The organism is Pseudomonas sp. WC2 (genome assembly GCF_050586545.1).
Taxonomy (GTDB): Bacteria; Pseudomonadota; Gammaproteobacteria; order Pseudomonadales; family Pseudomonadaceae; genus Aquipseudomonas.
Genome location: NZ_JBOBDR010000026.1, coordinates 35,625 through 51,212, shown reverse-complemented (window position 1 = coordinate 51,212; position 15,588 = coordinate 35,625). Strand labels below are relative to the sequence as shown.

Below are 15,588 nucleotides of genomic sequence, written 5' to 3'. Positions count from 1 at the left end.
ACGGTCATTGATGTCCCCAAGGAACTCCGACCATGTCGCCTCTGATTCGCTTATCCGCCTGCTTCGTTGCCTTGATGATGGCCATGGGCATCGGGCGTTTCGCCCTCACTCCACAAATGCCGCACCTGCTCAGCGAAGGCCAGTTCGACCTGACCGCCGCCGGTCTGATTGCGGCGGCCAACTACCTCGGTTATCTGCTCGGCGCGGTGGATGCGATGTTCGCCCATCGCCCGCAGCAGGTGCAGCGGCGCCTGCATGGCGGCTTGTGGTTGTGCGTGTTGCTGACGCTGGCGTCGTTCTGGGCCAATGGGTTCTGGTCGCACTTGGTACTGCGCTTCGGCACCGGAGTCGCGAGCGCCTGGGTGCTGGTGATGATCACTTCGTTGAGCCAACCACTGGCGGCGGCAGCGGGTCGTCCGCGTTTGGGCGCGCTGGTATTTGCCGGGCCGGGTCTGGGGATTTTTCTGACGGGGTTGTTGGCGCTGGTCTCACATCTGCTGCAGCAGACGTCAGCAACGCTTTGGCTGATTTATGCCGCGGCGGCGCTGGTGATGATGCTCGGGGTCTGGCGCGTTTTGCCGCAACCCACCGCCGCCGCGTCGATTGCCCCGGCTCAGGTCAATGCGTCGAATCGCGGTATCGGGCGTCTGGCTGTGATCTATGCGCTGTACGGCGTGGGCTACATCATCCCCGCGACATTCCTTTCGCAAATGGCCAATGCGCAGTTTCACGGGCAATGGCAGGCCGATCTGTTCTGGCCATGTTTCGGTTTGGCCGCCGCGCTCGGCGTGTTGCTGGTGAGCCTGCGCCGTCACGATCCCGCGACAACCCGACATTGGTTGATGGCAACGTTATGGCTACAAGCGGCCGGGGTGTTCGCCTGCCTGCTGAGTAGCGGCCTGGGCTTGGCGCTGGGGGTGATCCTGTGTGGCACGCCGTTCCTCGCGTGCATGCAATTAGTCATGCAGCGTTCGCGGGACATCGCGCCCCATGCCACGCAGCGCAATGCCGGCCTGCTGACCGCTTGCTTTGCCGTCGGCCAGCTCAGCGGCCCGTTATTGGCCGCGCTGAGCAGCCATTTCAGCGGCGGCCTGCAACCGGCCTTGGTGATCGCCGGCAGCGGGTTGCTGATCGCCGGCGGCCTGGCAATGAAATCGACTAGCGTTGGCCCAGCGCTTTGCGCAAACGCCTGCGCAGCCACTGTTCGGCGCTGACAAAGGTGATGCCGAGCAACACCAGCACGGCGCCGATCACAAAGTTGACGCTGAGCTCTTCGCCCAGCAGCAACACGCCGAAGGTGACACCGAACAACGGCGTCATGAACGAGAACACCGCCAGATTGGCCGCCAGGTAACGGCGCAGCAGCCAGAACCAGATCAGGTAACTGAAGAACGACACCACCAAGCCCTGAAACAGCACGCTGGCCACGGCCACGGTGGTCAGGCTGACGTGAGTGATCTGGCCGCTGAACAGCGCGATCAACAGCAGGCCGACGAAGCCGACAATCAGTTGGTAGAACAGGGTCAGCGTCACCGGCGCTTCCGACAAGCGCGAGGCACGCACCACCACGGTGGTCGCGCCCCAACAGGCGCCGGCCAATACGCCGAAGGCATCGCCGAGCAGCATGCGCCGGTCGAGGTTGTCCCACGACACGCCGCCGGCGAAGGCAATTGCGATGCCGACAAACGCCAGAAGAATCCCCAGCCATTGCAACGGTCGCAAGCGTTCGCTGGCCAGCAGGAAGTGCACGCCCAATGCAGTGAAGATCGGCGCGGTGTAGAGGAACACCGACATGTGCGCGGCGGTGGTCAGCTGCAAACCTTCGGCAATGAAGAAAAACTCCAAACCGAACAGCGCACCGGCCAGCAAGCCACCGCGCCAGGTGCTGCCGACCTGATCCCAGCCGCCCTTCCAGCAGATCAGCAGTGCTACGAGCAACGCGGAAATGCCCGACCGCCCCGCCGCTTGCATCACTGGCGCGATGTCCGCCGCGGCCCACTTGATCATCACTTGCTGCACGCCCCAGATCAGGCACAGGCCGATCATCACTTGCAGGGCAAAACGGTCGGCATTGCGCCGCTCGACACTCACCGCAAAACCTCGAACACACACAACATGGCAGGCCATCCAATGGTCAGAAAACAGTGCTGAGGATTATCAATCAGTCGGGCGGGAAAAAGGCGTCTGGAAGAGACATTTAGTGATTCAGTGGCGGCAGAGGTGAATGGCTGGCGGCTGCGCCATTCGCGAGCAGGCTTACTCCCACTTTGGAATGCGTTCCCCTGTGGGAGCGAGCCTGCTCGCGAAGAGGCCGGCATTGCTTACCTGCATTTCGGGTCAGACCTTGCCAAACCGCCTCGCGAGCAAAAACCCGACGGTACAAGCCACCGCCGTGGCAAACGTCCCCCACGCCCAATCCATCAACGACACTTGCGCCGACCACCCGCGCAACGTCGCCCAATTGGTCAGGTCGTACGTGCCATACGCCACCAGCCCCAACAGCGCGCCGCGCTTGGCCGCCCATTGCCAGGTCGCTGCAGGCAGCACCACAAACATCACGCAACCAAAAACATACAGGCAATAAAAAACCGCTGCAGGGACCAGCAGCGGTTTTTCCAGCATCAGCGAACCGAGCAGTTCGCGATAGGTCGGCGCCATCAGCAGGCCGAGCCAGAGGCCGTCGAGCAAAAGAAACATCACCAGCGTCGCGACGTAAGCCATCAGCGATTTTTTCATTGAACCGACCTCATGTGTGCCCATGCTAGATGGGCCACGCAAGACTCAGGTTAGTTCAATGCGATCAGCGTGAATGACGATCTTGCCTTCCTTGTACAGCGCACCGATGGCCTTCTTGAAGTTGCCCTTGCTGACGCCGAACAGGCTGCTGATCAGCGCCGGGTCGCTCTTGTCGCTGACCGGCAAAGTGCCGCTGTTGTCGCGCAACTTGGCGAGGATCTTCGAGTTAAGGCTGCTGGCCGCTTCCTGACCAACCGGTTGCAGGCTCAGGGCGATTTTGCCGTCGGCACGCACTTCCTTGATATAGCCCTTCTCGATCATGCCGGCACGCATGAACTTGAAGATTTCATTCTTGTGGATCAGGCCCCAGTGCTTGTTGTTGATGATCGCCTTGAAGCCCATGTCAGTGGCTTCAGCCACCAGCAGGTCGACTTCCTGGCCTTGGCTGTAGTTGGCCGGGGTCTTGTCGAGGTAGCGATCCAGACGCGCAGTCGCTGTGATGCGCCGTGTGTGTTTATCGAGATAAACGTGCACCACGCAGTATTCGCCGGCGGTCATCTGCCGTTTTTCTTCGGAATACGGCAGCAACAGATCTTTCGGCAGCCCCCAATCGAGGAACACGCCGATGCTGTTGACTTCAACAACTTTCAGGCTGGCAAATTCGCCGACCTGAACTTTTGGTTTTTCAGTGGTAGCGAGAAGTTTGTCTTCGCTGTCCAGATATACAAATACGTTGAGCCAGTCTTCATCTTCGCTGGGAATATCTTTAGGGATATAACGGTTGGGCAAAAGAATCTCGCCGTCAGCGCCGCCATCCAGATATAAACCGAAGTTAGTGTGTTTAACCACTTGCAAACTGTTGTAACGCCCGACTAAAGCCATTTCCAGAACCCTCATTGCGTGGGCGGCATTCTACCCGTTTTGTCGCAGCCGTTGGACGGTAGATCGGCGGTTCTCGGGAATTCTGCGCTAATCCTTGATTTTCCTCGATCGGCGCGCTGAAGGTTGCCGCCCGTCAGTCGGCTGAGTGCGGTTGCGGCAGATGGCTACACCGTCAGAATTCATTAATGTTCTTATTTAAAACAGCAGGTTAGCCAAGTATTTCGACTATTGAATCGATAATAATGCAGCACAGCGGTTGGTTATTCCCGGGGATATTTACCAAGCAATTGTCAAGTTATTCCTGTACGATGCCTGGCCGAGTTACTTTTCTACAGGTTAATGGCCGCCATGCGTGTAAAAGCATCCACCAGCAAAGCAAAGCCAGCTCCAGCCGTTGAAACCAGCGAATCGATCAACGATCAGATCGCAGCGTTCCTCAAGTCCGGCGGCGAGATCCAGCAAATTGCCAAAGGCGTCAGTGGCCAGACGTTCGGCCCGTCCAAGCAGATCAGCCTGGGCAAGAAGTAACACCCGGTTTTACCCCCGTCCAGAGGCGCTTTGAGCTTCGAAGCGTCTGGACTGGCACCGCACTCCCCCTCCGCGTTTTAAACAAAAAAATTCTAAATCGACGAACGGCCATCAATGCCGATCATTCGCCGGTATCCTTGCACGCGTCTAGATCAAGCGTTTCAGCAGGCCCGCCGCCCTGCGCTCGCCGTTCATGGAGTGACGCATGCGCCCATCTTCCTGTTTATTGCTCGTAGGCCTGTTCGCAGGCACGACCGCGCACGCGCAGGTTTTCCAGCGTGAACTGGGTGACTTCGATCTCAAACTCGGCACCACCCCCAGCCGCAGCATGGCTCAGGGCCTGGTCAAACCGTCGGCCGCCGGCTCCTTCCATGGCGGGCTCGACCTGAGCCACGATAGCGGCCTGTACGTCGGCCAATACGCGCCGAGCATGGGCATCACGCCTGGCAAGAATCTCGAAATCGACTCCTACGTCGGCTTCAAACAACCCTTCGACCAAATCCTCGGCTACGAAGTCGGGATGATCCATTACAGCTACCCGAAAGTGGACACCCTCGACAGCCAGGAGCTGTTCGGTGGCCTCACCCTGCTCGGCAGCCGTTTCGGCGTGGCCTTGAGCAACGACCCGGATAAACAGAACAACACGCTGTTTGCCGACCTCGGCGGCAATCAGCCGTTCGGCATCGGTGTCAGCATGAAATACACCACGCACCAATTGAACACGCCGGTGGCAGTGGATGGCGGCTACGTCAGCAGTTTTACGGATTGGTCGGTGAAGTTGTCCCGGCCGTTCATGGGCGTCGATCTGGACCTGATCTACAGCAACTCCAGCCTCAGCGGCAGCGATTGCTCGGCCTATTCCGGGCATAACAGCGAGTGCGACGGCCTCGTCACCCTCAAGGCCGAACGCGCGTTCTATTGATCGGCTGAACTGCTGCGCGCTTCCTGCATCACATAAGAATCAGACTTTCGAAGCCAGGCCAACGCAAGGATTCGCCCATGTCTCGCTGGTTCAAACACATTGCCGCACTGTTGATTTTCACCCTCGCCCTCGGCGCCTGCAGCCGCGTCGGCCTGGCTTATCGCAACCTCGACGTGATCATTCCATGGACGCTAGGCGACTACCTGGACATGAACGGCGAGCAAAAAGACTGGTTCAACGAACGCCTCAAGGACCACCTGAACTGGCACTGCACCACGCAATTGCCGGGCTATCTGGACTGGCTGGATCGCCTCCAGACCATGGTCGAAACCAATCAGGTCAGCGATGCTGCGTTGCAGGCGCGGACTGAGGAAGCCAAGCAGGCCATCGCTGCAACGGCGAAGGAAATCACCCCTTCGGCCATCGAGTTATTGCAAGGTCTGGATGACAAGCAAGTGGCGGAAATGAATGACGCGTTCGCCAAGGATCTGCGCAAGCGCCAGCAGGAATACTTGAAGCCACCGCTGGACCAGCAAATTGCCGAGCGTAGCGCGCGCATGTTGAAACGCCTGAACGACTGGCTCGGCCCCTTGAGCGCCACGCAAGAGCAGCGGGTCATGGCGTGGTCGACCGCCCTCGGCGATCAATACACCCAATGGATCGCCAATCGCGCCCATTGGCAGAAGCAATTCAGTGCTGCCGTAGCGCAACGCAAAAGTCCCGAATTCCCACAAAGAATCGAGACGCTTCTGGTCAATCGCGAGAGTTTATGGACAGCGGATTACCGCAAGGCTTACGCCAGCACCGAGGCGCAGGCACGCTCGCTGGCGGTGGACCTGATGGCTGAAAGCACCCCGCAACAGCGTCAGCGGTTGTTGAAAAAGATTGAAGGTGTGCGTAAAGACTTCAACGACCTCAAGTGCCTGAAGGCCGCGCAAAAACCTTGAACAAAACGAAGAGCCATGTGGGAGCGAGCCTGCTCGCGAAAGCGGTGCATCAGTGAGTTCAAATATCACTGACAGACCGTATTCGCGAGCAGGCTCGCTCCCACATGCGTGTGTGTGTGTGTGTTTGAACTCAGGCGATCTGGGCTTTTGACGCGACTTCGTCAAAAGTGGCTTCCGCCAGCGCATCGTCCTGCTCATCCAGCACCTGACGCGGATGGTCATTACCGGGAATGCTGCTGTCGATCAGGCTGAGCAGGCTTGAACCGCGCGGCGTCAGCACAAAATTATTCCCCGTGCTGCCTTCTTCATCAGGACGCGGCGCGATGTAGCCGCGCAATAGCAGCAACCTTTCATAATCGCAGGCCAGGGTTTTCAGGTGATCGAGGTTCTCGATCGGTTCGCCTGCGCTCGCCTTCTCCGCTGCGTAATCTTCGGCGTAGGCGCGAGGGGCGAAGCTGTGGCCGGCGCTGTTCTGCACTTCGTGCAGCAAACGTTCAATCAAATCCCAGTTATAAGTCGTCATCCTGATACAACCTCCGGTGCGCGTGATTTATGACGCGTTCATAGGTTGTGACCGGAGCGGCACGCAGCCGTTCAGCCTCATCTTGCGCAGCGCCCGACCGACGGTCTGTCGATTTCCCCCAAGGTTAAACGACTAACCTGAAACAGCCGCTTCAACCCCGCAGGAGGCATCATCATGAACGTTGAGAATCATCCGGTGGTATCGCACGAAGAATGGCTCGCCGCCCGCACACAGCATCTTGCCGACGAAAAAGCCTTTACCAGAGAACGCGACCGTCTCAGCGCCGCACGTCGGGCATTGCCCTGGGTTAAGGTCGACAAGGACTACCACTTTCAAGGCCCGAGCGGAGCACTGAAGCTGGCCGACCTGTTCGGTCAACACAGCCAGTTGATCGTTTACCACTTCATGTTTGCCAAAGACTGGGAGGAAGGCTGCCAGGGTTGCTCTTTTCTCAGCGACCACATTGATGGCGCCAACCAGCATCTGGCTCATCACGACATAGCCGTGGTGGCTGTTTCTCACGCGCCCTTCAACGAGTTTCAACAATTTAAACAGCGGATGGGCTGGAGGTTTGACTGGGTGTCGTCAGAAGGCTGCGATTTCAACTATGACTTCGGCGTCTGCGCGCGGGCGGAAGACGTCGCAGCGGGAAAGGCTACGTACAATTACGAAAAAACCGACAGCGCCGAGGAAGAAATGCCCGGGCTGAGCGTGTTTTACCGGGATGCGAACGGCGACATTTTCCACACGTATTCAACCTATGCCCGCGGCCTCGACATGCTGGTCGGCGCCTACAACTACCTCGACCTGACGCCCAAGGGCCGCAATGAAGACGAGATCATGGAGTGGGTTCGGCATCATGACCGCTATGAGGGAACCACAAAATCCAGTTGCTGCCACGGCAACTGAGCGTTTTTTGTGGGAGCGAGCCTGCTCGCGAAGGCGGCAGCTCATTCACTATTGATGATGCCTGACACGACGCTGTCGCGAACAAGCTCGCGCCCACAGTTTCTGAACTTTTTCCTGCCAGATGGCCTCAACCCATTAAATGCCTTAACCGGAACTGAGGCCTGCCCCGATGAAAACCCTGATCAAGATTACCCTCGCCGCCACCCTCGCTTGCGCCCTGCCCGTCTGGGCCTGCACACCTGAAGAGGCGACTGCCAAACGCGAACAACTGGCCAAAGAAGTCACGAAGCTCACCGAGCAGAATCCGGCCAAGGCCAAAGAGATCAATGCCGAGTTGCAGAAGATGGATCTGGGCACGGCCAGCAAGGATTTGCCGGACAAGTGCCAGCTGATTGACCAGCGCTTGAAAGAGCTGAATGCGGCGGAGAAGAAGACCGAAGGCTGAAGCGAAGATCGCAGCCTTGGGCAATTCCTGCCAACGGACGAAAAAAAACCCGGACACTGTCCGGGTTTTTTCTGCGCGTCTGAAAAGACTTATTCAGCCGCTGGCTCTGCCGGCTTGCGACGTTTCAGCGGCGCCATGCCATCGCTGCTCACCAACGAATCCGGCTTCGGACGGTTGGCGCTCTTGCGCTTGGTCGGCGTCTTGGCGGCGGTTTTCTTCTTGTCGCCCTTGGCGTCGGTCTTTTTCTTCTTCACGCCAACGGCTTTGCCCGAGGCCTTGACCTTTTTCGGTCCGCCGTAGGTGCCTTTGACTTCCTTGATCGTGCGGCGCTCGAAGCTCTGCTTCAGGTAGCGCTCGATGCTCGACATCAGGTTCCAGTCGCCGTGGCAGATCAGCGAGATCGCCAGACCGTCGTTACCGGCGCGGCCAGTACGACCAATGCGGTGCACGTATTCGTCGCCGCTGCGTGGCATGTCGAAGTTGATCACCAGATCCAGACCATCCACGTCCAGACCACGGGCTGCAACGTCGGTGGCCACGAGGATCTTCACGCCGCCCTGCTTCAGACGGTCGATCGCCAGTTTGCGATCCTTCTGGTCTTTCTCGCCGTGCAGCACGAACGCTTTGTATTCCTGAGCCACGAGGCGGCCGTAGATGCGGTCGGCCATGGCACGGGTGTTGGTGAAGACGATGGCCTTCTGATAGGTCTCGTTGGCCAGCAGCCAGTTCACAATCTGCTCTTTGTGCTGATTGTGGTCGGCGGTGATGATTTGCTGACGGGTGGTCGAGTTCAGCTGGCTGACCGCGTTGAGCTGCAGGTGCTCAGGGTTGTTCAGCACTTTGCCGATCATGTCGCGCAGGCCGGAACCGCCAGTGGTGGCGGAGAACAGCATGGTCTGCTGACGGTTCGGGCATTCGTCGACCAGACGCTGGACGTCTTCGGCGAAGCCCATGTCGAGCATGCGGTCGGCTTCATCGAGCACCAGCACTTCGACTTCTTTCAGGTCGAGGTTGCCGGCATTGAGTTGCTCGATCATCCGGCCCGGGGTGCCGATGAGGATGTCCGGCACTTTGCGCAGCATTGCGGCCTGGACCTTGAAGTCTTCACCGCCGGTGATCAGGCCGGATTTGATGAAGGTGAACTGCGAAAAGCGTTCAACTTCTTTCAACGTCTGCTGGGCCAGCTCGCGGGTCGGCAGCAGGATCAGCGTCTTGATGCTGACGCGAACCTTGGCCGGGCCGATCAGGCGATTGAGGATCGGCAGAACGAAAGCGGCGGTTTTGCCGCTACCGGTTTGCGCAGTCACCCGCAAATCACGCCCTTGGAGCGCCAGCGGAATGGCCGCGGCTTGCACAGGCGTTGGCTCGACAAATTTCAGCTCGGCCACAGCTTTAAGCAGGCGTTCGTGCAGGGCGAATTGGGAAAACACGGGTGCTACCTCGAAGATATGCAAAAAAACAGCTGCATAGGTTACCGGTTTCGAGCGCTCAGGCCGAGTTTCTTTATACAAACGGGCGTAATCAGTGGCTTTTTTGTTGCTCGATTTGTCTCCAACGGTAATACACGGCGTCTTAAATGCTCTAATCGCCCATCGCGTCTTACAGAAGAATCGTTGCTCATATGGATTTCAAACAGCTCTGGCTCAACGCCCAGGACCTCTGGGGCACCCTCGAACAGCATCCGCTCTTGCAGGCGGGGCTCGCGCTGACCGTGTTACTAGTGATCGCGCTGTTGCTCGGACGAGTGGCGCGCTATCTGATCCTGCACGCCAGCCGCATGCTCGGTCGCCAACCGGCGCTGCACTGGATCAATGACTTTCGCCACAATAAAGTGTTTCAGCGTCTGGCGCAGATGACGCCGTCGCTGGTGATTCAGTTCGGCTTGCATCTGGTGCCGGAGCTGAGCAAAACCGCCATGACCTTCCTCAGCAACGTGGCGTTGTCGTTCACCATCCTGTTCCTGCTGCTGGCGGTCAGCGCCCTGCTCAACGCCCTGCTCGACATCTATGCGCGCACCGAACACGCCCGCACGCGCTCGATCAAGGGCTACGTGCAACTGGCGAAAATGGTCTTGTACGTGTTCGGCGCGATCATCATCGTCGCCACGTTGATCGACCGCTCGCCGCTGTTGCTGCTCTCCGGTCTCGGTGCGATGTCGGCGGTGATTCTGTTGGTCTACAAGGACACCCTGCTGTCGTTCGTCGCCAGCGTGCAGTTGACCAGCAACGACATGCTGCGGGTCGGCGACTGGATCGAAATGCCGCAAGTCGGCGCTGACGGTGACGTGGTCGACATCACCCTGCACACGGTCAAGGTGCAGAATTTTGATAAAACCATCGTCTCGATCCCGACCTGGCGCCTGATGTCCGAGTCGTTCAAGAACTGGCGCGGCATGCAGCAATCCGGTGGACGGCGGATCAAACGCAGCCTGTTCATCGACGCCAGCGGCGTGCGTTTCATCCGCGATGACGAGGAAGAAAAGCTTTCGCAAGTGCACCTGCTCACCGACTACATGAGTCGCAAGAAAGCCGAACTCAAGGCGTGGAACGAGGCCCAGGGCAATGTTGCGGCGATGTCGGCCAACCGTCGCCGGATGACCAACATCGGCACTTTTCGCGCTTATGCGCTGGCGTATCTGAAGAGTCACCCGGAGATTCAGCCGAACATGACCTGCATGGTCCGCCAGATGCAGACCACGGCGCAGGGTATTCCACTGGAGATCTACTGCTTCACCCGCACCACCGTGTGGGCCGATTACGAGCGGATTCAGGGGGATATTTTCGATTATCTGCTGGCGGTACTGCCGGAGTTTGGATTGAGCCTGTATCAGCAGCCGAGTGGTGGGGATTTGCGTTCGGGGTTGCTGCCAGCGGTGCTTGGCGCGGCGAGCATTCCCGAACAGCAGAAACACCTGATGTAACCCAAACATCAAATGTGGGAGCGAGCCTGCTCGCGAATGCAATGCGTCAGTCGACCCATCCTGATCTGACCCAGCGCCTTCGCGAGCAGGCTCGCTCCCCCAGGGGTTAGGCAGTGACTGGTTTTTTTCGGAAGCCCAACCGGCTAATCCACACAGCAGCAAGGATGACGCTGCCGCCAAGGAACAACCGCCCCAATTCCTCATGCTGATTCCAGATCAGCAGATTCAACAACAACCCCACCGGCACATGCAGGTTGTTCATCACCGCCAAGGTGCCGCCGTTGACCATGCACGCGCCCTTGTTCCACCAGTACATGCCCAGCGCCGTCGAAACCAGACCGAGAAACAGCAACACGCCCCACTGCAGCGGCGCTTCCGGCAGGAAGTTGGCTTTGCCGAACATCAGGAATGCCGGCAACACCACGGCCAATGCGCCGAGGTAGAAGAAGCCGAAACGCCGGTAATGCGGCAGATCGCTCGGGTGCTTGGCCACCAGATGTTTGTACATCACCTGCCCGGCGGCGTAGGTGAAGTTGGCCAGTTGCAGCAGCAGGAAACCCATGAAGAAGTCCGGGCTGATGCTGTCGAAACGGATCACCGCCGCGCCGCCCACCGCCACCAGCGCAGCGATCAGTGCCCACGGGTTGAAGCGTCGGTTCAGCGCGTCTTCGATCAACGTCACGTGCAACGGCGTGAGGATGGTGAACAGCAAGACTTCCGGCACCGTCAGCACGCGGAAGCTCAGGTACAGGCAGACGTAGGTCACGCCGAACTGCAACGCGCCGATCACCAGCATGCCGCGCATGAACGAAGGTTCGACCGAGCGCCAGCGGGTCAGCGGGATGAACACCATTCCGGCCAGTACCACGCGTATCAGCACGGCGAAGTAGCTGTCGACGTGACCAGCGAGGTATTCGCCGATCAGACTGAAGGAAAACGCCTGGATCAGCGTGACAAAAAGTAGATAGCCCATGCTCGCCCCTAATTTGAATGGCGGCGACGATAGCGGTTTTCTGGCCTCACTGCGAATAGCCAGAAACACAAAATGCCCCTGTGGGAGCGAGCCTGCTCGCGAAAGCGGTGTGTCAGACAAGCATCTGCCATCTGCAGGCTCGCTCCCACAAGGAGTTCTTGTTGTTCATCAAATCGTGGGCAAAAAAAAGCCCGATCTCGCTAATGCGTTCAATCGGGCTACAGCACTCAGGAGCAACAAGTGCAAAGGGAGGTTCGATGCGCGTAGAGCCTTGAAGGGGTTGCGCCAGGTCACTTAAACAATCGGCGATTATCTGGCGATTAACATATCAAGCAACCTGGGACAGCTTGGCGTTCGCCTGGTTGAGGCCCTTCTCCTGGAAGTCGCCACCGAGGTTCATGCCTTCGGCGTGAATGAACGTCACGTCGTTGATGCCGATGAAACCCATGACCTGACGCAAGTACGGTTCTTGATGATCGGCTGGGCCGCCGGCGTAGATGCCGCCGCGAGCGGTCAGCACATAGGCACGCTTGCCGCTGAGCAGGCCTTGCGGGCCGGTTTCGGTGTACTTGAAGGTCACGCCGGCACGCAGCACGTGGTCGAGCCAGGCCTTGAGGGTGCTCGGAATCGCGAAGTTGTACATCGGCGCGGCCATCACCAGCACGTCGGCGGCAAGCAGTTCATCGGTCAGTGCGTTGGAGCGGTCCAGCGACGCCTGTTCGCTGTCGTTGCGTTGTTCAGCAGGTTTCATCCAGCCGCCCAACAGGTTGCTGTCCAGGTGCGGTACCGGGTTCACGGCGAGGTCACGCACGGTGATCTGATCGTCTGGGTGCGCCGCTTTCCACTGACTGATGAAGGTCTGGGTCAGTTGACGGGATACCGAGTCTTGCTGGCGGGCACTGCTTTCGATGATCAGAACGCGGGACATGGTGTGTAGCCTCCATCCGAGAATGTTGTAGGTCGATGGAGTGAAGGTTAAACAGAGTCGAATCGATGAAAAAGCGCAAATAATTGCTGCAAAGCATCGAATAATTCGTTTAGATGCACTTACCCTCCCTGTGGGAGCGAGCCTGCTCGCTCCCACAATGGGATTCGGGTTATTTCGGGGTGCAGGTCAGTTTGATGCGCAGCTTGATGATCTCGCGGGTGAACTTGGCCGTGGCGTTTGTATGTTTGCCGGCCGGCACATCGATGGTGCGGGTGCGTGGCGCCTCGGGGCCATTGCTGAAAACGGCCTTGCACACTGCATCGACGTCACCGTAGTTGGCCACCCGAATCGAGCCGATGTCGTTATCGGTGTCGAAGGTTTCGTAGTCGATCTTGAGATCGTTGAGATTCTTCTCCACATCGATCGGGTAGGCAAAAGCAGTCAGCGGAAGCAGCGCCAGCACCACACAACAGAATTTTTTCATTCGGCAGTCTCCATGAGGGACCGCCAGCTTAGGACAAGAGGAGCTATTGATGAAAGCGCCCCGCGTGACCCTGGATCAATGGCGAACATTGCAAGCCGTGGTCGACCATGGCGGATTCGCCCAGGCTGCCGAGGCCTTGCACCGCTCGCAGTCGTCGGTGAGTTACACCGTCGCGCGCATGCAGGACCAGCTCGGCGTGCCGCTACTGCGCATCGACGGGCGTAAAGCCGTGCTCACCGAAGCAGGGGGCGTATTGCTGCGCCGCTCGCGGCAACTGGTGAAACAGGCCAGTCAACTGGAAGACCTCGCTCACCATATGGAGCAAGGCTGGGAGGCCGAAGTAAGACTGGTGGTGGATGCGGCGTACCCGAGCGCGCGGATCGTCCGCGCGTTGACCGCGTTCATGCCGCAAAGCCGTGGCTGCCGCGTCCGTCTGCGCGAAGAAGTGTTGTCGGGGGTTGAGGAAGTGTTGCTCGAAGGCGTCGCCGATCTGGCGATCACCGGCCTGAGCATTCCCGGTCACCTCGGTGCGGAATTGAGCGACGTCGAGTTCATTGCCGTCGCCCACCCCGATCACCCGCTGCATCGGCTCAATCGCGAACTGAGCTTTCAGGATCTGGAAACCCAGATGCAAGTGGTCATCCGCGACTCCGGCCGCCAGCAACCCCGCGACGTTGGCTGGCTCGGCGCCGAACAGCGCTGGACCGTGGGCAGTCTCGCTACGGCAGCCACCTTTGTCAGCAGCGGCCTCGGTTTTGCCTGGCTGCCCCGGCACATGATTGAACGAGAACTGAAGGATGGCTCGCTCAAGCTGCTACCGTTGGACAGGGGCGGCACCCGCAACTCCAGCTTCTACCTGTATTCGAACAAGGACAAACCCTTGGGCCCGGCCACGCAAATCCTTATCGAACTGTTGCGCACCTTCGATACGTTGCCGCTGGATGCGCCGTACGCCGCCCCCGAACAAGCCTGACACGGAGTTCACCGATGGCCTATTTCGAACACGATGGTTGCAACCTGCACTACGAGGAATATGGCCACGGCACGCCGTTGCTGTTGGTTCACGGGCTCGGCTCGAGCACGCTGGACTGGGAAATGCAGATCCCGGCGCTCGCCGCGCACTATCGGGTGATCGTCCCGGATGTTCGCGGCCACGGTCGCTCGGACAAACCCCGTGAGCGGTATAGCATCGGCGGTTTCAGCGCCGACATGGTTGCGCTGGTCGAGCATTTGAACCTCGGCCCGGTGCACTACGTCGGGCTGTCGATGGGCGGGATGATCGGTTTCCAGTTCGGCGTCGATCAGCCGCAGCTGCTGAAAAGCCTGACCATCGTTAACAGCGCACCCGAAGTCAAACTCCGCAGCCGCGACGATTATTGGCAGTGGTTCAAACGCTGGAGCCTGATGCGCGTGCTCAGCCTCGCGACCATTGGCAAGGCCCTCGGCGGCAAACTTTTCCCCAAACCTGACCAGGCCGATCTGCGGCAGAAAATGGCCGAACGCTGGGCAAAAAACGACAAACGTGCTTATCTCGCCAGCTTCGATGCGATTGTCGGCTGGGGGGTTCAGGAACGACTTTCCCGAGTAACCTGTCCAACCCTCATCGTCACAGCCGACCGTGACTACACACCGGTCGCGCTGAAAGAAACCTATGTAAAACTGCTGCCTGATGCGCGGTTGGTGGTGATCACCGATTCGCGCCACGCCACACCGCTCGATCAACCCGAGCGTTTCAACCAAACGCTGCTGGAGTTTCTCGCCGCAGCCGATATTCAATCTCAGGATCACTGACCCATGCTGAAAAAACTCGCCCTCGCCGCTGGTACTGTGCTGTTCGCCGCCAACCTGATGGCTGCCACGCCGGTCAAAGCACCGCACGTGCTGCTGGACACCACCAACGGCCAGATCGAAATCGAACTGGACCCGGTCAAGGCGCCGATCAGTACCAAAAACTTTCTCGATTACGTCAACAGCGGCTTCTACACCAACACCATTTTCCACCGTGTGATCCCGGGCTTCATGGTTCAGGGCGGCGGCTTCACCCAACAAATGCAACAGAAAGACACCAAGGAACCGATCAAAAACGAAGCCAGCAATGGCCTGCACAACGTTCGCGGCACCTTGTCGATGGCGCGCACCTCCAATCCGAATTCGGCCACCAGCCAGTTCTTCATCAACGTGGCTGACAATGCGTTCCTCGACCCGGGCCGTGACGCCGGTTACGCGGTGTTCGCCAAAGTGGTCAAAGGCATGGACGTGGTCGATGTCATCGTCAACTCGCAAACCACCACCAAAAGCGGCATGCAAAACGTGCCTGTCGACCCTGTGATCATCAAGTCGGCCAAAGTCATCGACTAAGCTGTACAGGGCGCTCGGAGCGGCGTGAATTCA

General features: G+C 58.8%; 18 protein-coding genes. 10 read left to right on the top strand and 8 right to left on the bottom strand.

Going from position 1 to position 15,588, the window contains the following annotated elements:
- The first annotated feature begins 32 nt into the window (after nucleotides 1-32).
- Nucleotides 33-1,214, top strand: a complete 1,182-nt coding sequence (locus tag ACQ4OE_RS24910; RefSeq protein WP_430948245.1) for an MFS transporter — start codon at nucleotides 33-35, stop codon at nucleotides 1,212-1,214.
- Here the strand turns inward: ACQ4OE_RS24910 and ACQ4OE_RS24905 are convergent.
- From ACQ4OE_RS24905 to ACQ4OE_RS24895, 3 genes are all read right to left on the bottom strand, one after another.
- Nucleotides 1,159-2,091 carry a DMT family transporter gene (locus ACQ4OE_RS24905; protein WP_430948244.1) on the bottom strand — a complete coding sequence of 311 codons (933 nt, stop codon included), beginning with the start codon at nucleotides 2,089-2,091 and terminating at the stop codon, nucleotides 1,159-1,161. The two genes, ACQ4OE_RS24910 and ACQ4OE_RS24905, sit on opposite strands and share 56 nt — an antisense overlap.
- Before the next feature lie 246 nt (nucleotides 2,092-2,337).
- Nucleotides 2,338-2,736, bottom strand: coding sequence for a DUF2177 family protein (locus ACQ4OE_RS24900; RefSeq protein WP_122591796.1), 399 nt, complete (start codon nucleotides 2,734-2,736; stop codon nucleotides 2,338-2,340).
- 45 nt (nucleotides 2,737-2,781) lie between these two features.
- Entirely contained in the window at nucleotides 2,782-3,618 is an 837-nt protein-coding gene (locus tag ACQ4OE_RS24895; RefSeq protein WP_122591794.1) for a CvfB family protein, read from the bottom strand.
- Nucleotides 3,619-3,957: 339 nt separating this feature from the next.
- Between ACQ4OE_RS24895 and ACQ4OE_RS24890 the strand changes: the two genes are divergently transcribed.
- The 3 genes from ACQ4OE_RS24890 to ACQ4OE_RS24880 all read left to right on the top strand — a co-directional run bounded on the left by ACQ4OE_RS24890 (nucleotide 3,958) and on the right by ACQ4OE_RS24880 (nucleotide 6,015).
- On the top strand, nucleotides 3,958-4,146 hold the full coding sequence (locus ACQ4OE_RS24890; RefSeq protein ID WP_016985943.1) for a hypothetical protein: 189 nt from the start codon (nucleotides 3,958-3,960) through the stop codon (nucleotides 4,144-4,146).
- Between the two features lie 205 nt (nucleotides 4,147-4,351).
- Nucleotides 4,352-5,068 carry a TorF family putative porin gene (locus tag ACQ4OE_RS24885; protein ID WP_122591792.1) on the top strand — a complete coding sequence of 239 codons (717 nt, stop codon included), beginning with the start codon at nucleotides 4,352-4,354 and terminating at the stop codon, nucleotides 5,066-5,068.
- A gap of 77 nt (nucleotides 5,069-5,145) precedes the next feature.
- On the top strand, nucleotides 5,146-6,015 hold the full coding sequence (locus ACQ4OE_RS24880; RefSeq protein WP_430948243.1) for a DUF6279 family lipoprotein: 870 nt from the start codon (nucleotides 5,146-5,148) through the stop codon (nucleotides 6,013-6,015).
- Between the two features lie 130 nt (nucleotides 6,016-6,145).
- Here ACQ4OE_RS24880 and ACQ4OE_RS24875 read toward each other — a convergent pair whose 3' ends face one another.
- Nucleotides 6,146-6,538: a transcriptional regulator gene (locus tag ACQ4OE_RS24875; protein WP_160056648.1), complete on the bottom strand. Its 393-nt coding sequence runs from the start codon at nucleotides 6,536-6,538 to the stop codon at nucleotides 6,146-6,148.
- 174 nt (nucleotides 6,539-6,712) lie between these two features.
- Between ACQ4OE_RS24875 and ACQ4OE_RS24870 the strand changes: the two genes are divergently transcribed.
- Entirely contained in the window at nucleotides 6,713-7,447 is a 735-nt protein-coding gene (locus tag ACQ4OE_RS24870) for a DUF899 domain-containing protein (protein ID WP_430948242.1), read from the top strand.
- Between the two features lie 169 nt (nucleotides 7,448-7,616).
- Nucleotides 7,617-7,892 carry a hypothetical protein gene (locus tag ACQ4OE_RS24865; protein WP_430948241.1) on the top strand — a complete coding sequence of 92 codons (276 nt, stop codon included), beginning with the start codon at nucleotides 7,617-7,619 and terminating at the stop codon, nucleotides 7,890-7,892.
- 89 nt (nucleotides 7,893-7,981) lie between these two features.
- Here ACQ4OE_RS24865 and ACQ4OE_RS24860 read toward each other — a convergent pair whose 3' ends face one another.
- Nucleotides 7,982-9,322: a DEAD/DEAH box helicase gene (locus ACQ4OE_RS24860; protein ID WP_007914470.1), complete on the bottom strand. Its 1,341-nt coding sequence runs from the start codon at nucleotides 9,320-9,322 to the stop codon at nucleotides 7,982-7,984.
- Nucleotides 9,323-9,513: 191 nt separating this feature from the next.
- Here ACQ4OE_RS24860 and ACQ4OE_RS24855 point away from each other — a divergent pair, with 191 nt between their 5' ends.
- Entirely contained in the window at nucleotides 9,514-10,812 is a 1,299-nt protein-coding gene (locus ACQ4OE_RS24855) for a mechanosensitive ion channel family protein (protein ID WP_430948240.1), read from the top strand.
- 106 nt (nucleotides 10,813-10,918) lie between these two features.
- On the opposite strand, the gene ACQ4OE_RS24850 is transcribed toward ACQ4OE_RS24855, so the two are convergent.
- From ACQ4OE_RS24850 to ACQ4OE_RS24840, 3 genes are all read right to left on the bottom strand, one after another.
- A complete protein-coding gene (locus ACQ4OE_RS24850) occupies nucleotides 10,919-11,785 on the bottom strand; it encodes a carboxylate/amino acid/amine transporter (RefSeq protein WP_430948239.1) in 867 nt (288 codons plus the stop codon).
- 328 nt (nucleotides 11,786-12,113) lie between these two features.
- Nucleotides 12,114-12,713, bottom strand: a complete 600-nt coding sequence (locus ACQ4OE_RS24845; protein WP_430948238.1) for an FMN-dependent NADH-azoreductase — start codon at nucleotides 12,711-12,713, stop codon at nucleotides 12,114-12,116.
- A gap of 169 nt (nucleotides 12,714-12,882) precedes the next feature.
- The gene (locus ACQ4OE_RS24840; RefSeq protein ID WP_430948237.1) at nucleotides 12,883-13,197 is read right to left on the bottom strand and encodes a 3-phosphoglycerate kinase; all 315 of its coding nucleotides are present in this window, start codon (nucleotides 13,195-13,197) and stop codon (nucleotides 12,883-12,885) included.
- A 49-nt stretch (nucleotides 13,198-13,246) separates the two neighbouring features.
- On the opposite strand from ACQ4OE_RS24840, the gene ACQ4OE_RS24835 reads away from it, so the two are divergent.
- From ACQ4OE_RS24835 to ACQ4OE_RS24825, 3 genes are read left to right on the top strand one after another with little or no spacing between them, the layout of a single operon-like run.
- The gene (locus ACQ4OE_RS24835; protein WP_008086429.1) at nucleotides 13,247-14,170 is read left to right on the top strand and encodes a LysR family transcriptional regulator; all 924 of its coding nucleotides are present in this window, start codon (nucleotides 13,247-13,249) and stop codon (nucleotides 14,168-14,170) included.
- A 14-nt stretch (nucleotides 14,171-14,184) separates the two neighbouring features.
- A complete protein-coding gene (locus ACQ4OE_RS24830; RefSeq protein WP_430948236.1) occupies nucleotides 14,185-14,988 on the top strand; it encodes an alpha/beta fold hydrolase in 804 nt (267 codons plus the stop codon).
- A gap of 3 nt (nucleotides 14,989-14,991) precedes the next feature.
- Nucleotides 14,992-15,555: a peptidylprolyl isomerase gene (locus ACQ4OE_RS24825; RefSeq protein ID WP_122591773.1), complete on the top strand. Its 564-nt coding sequence runs from the start codon at nucleotides 14,992-14,994 to the stop codon at nucleotides 15,553-15,555.
- The last annotated feature ends 33 nt before the right edge of the window (nucleotides 15,556-15,588 follow it).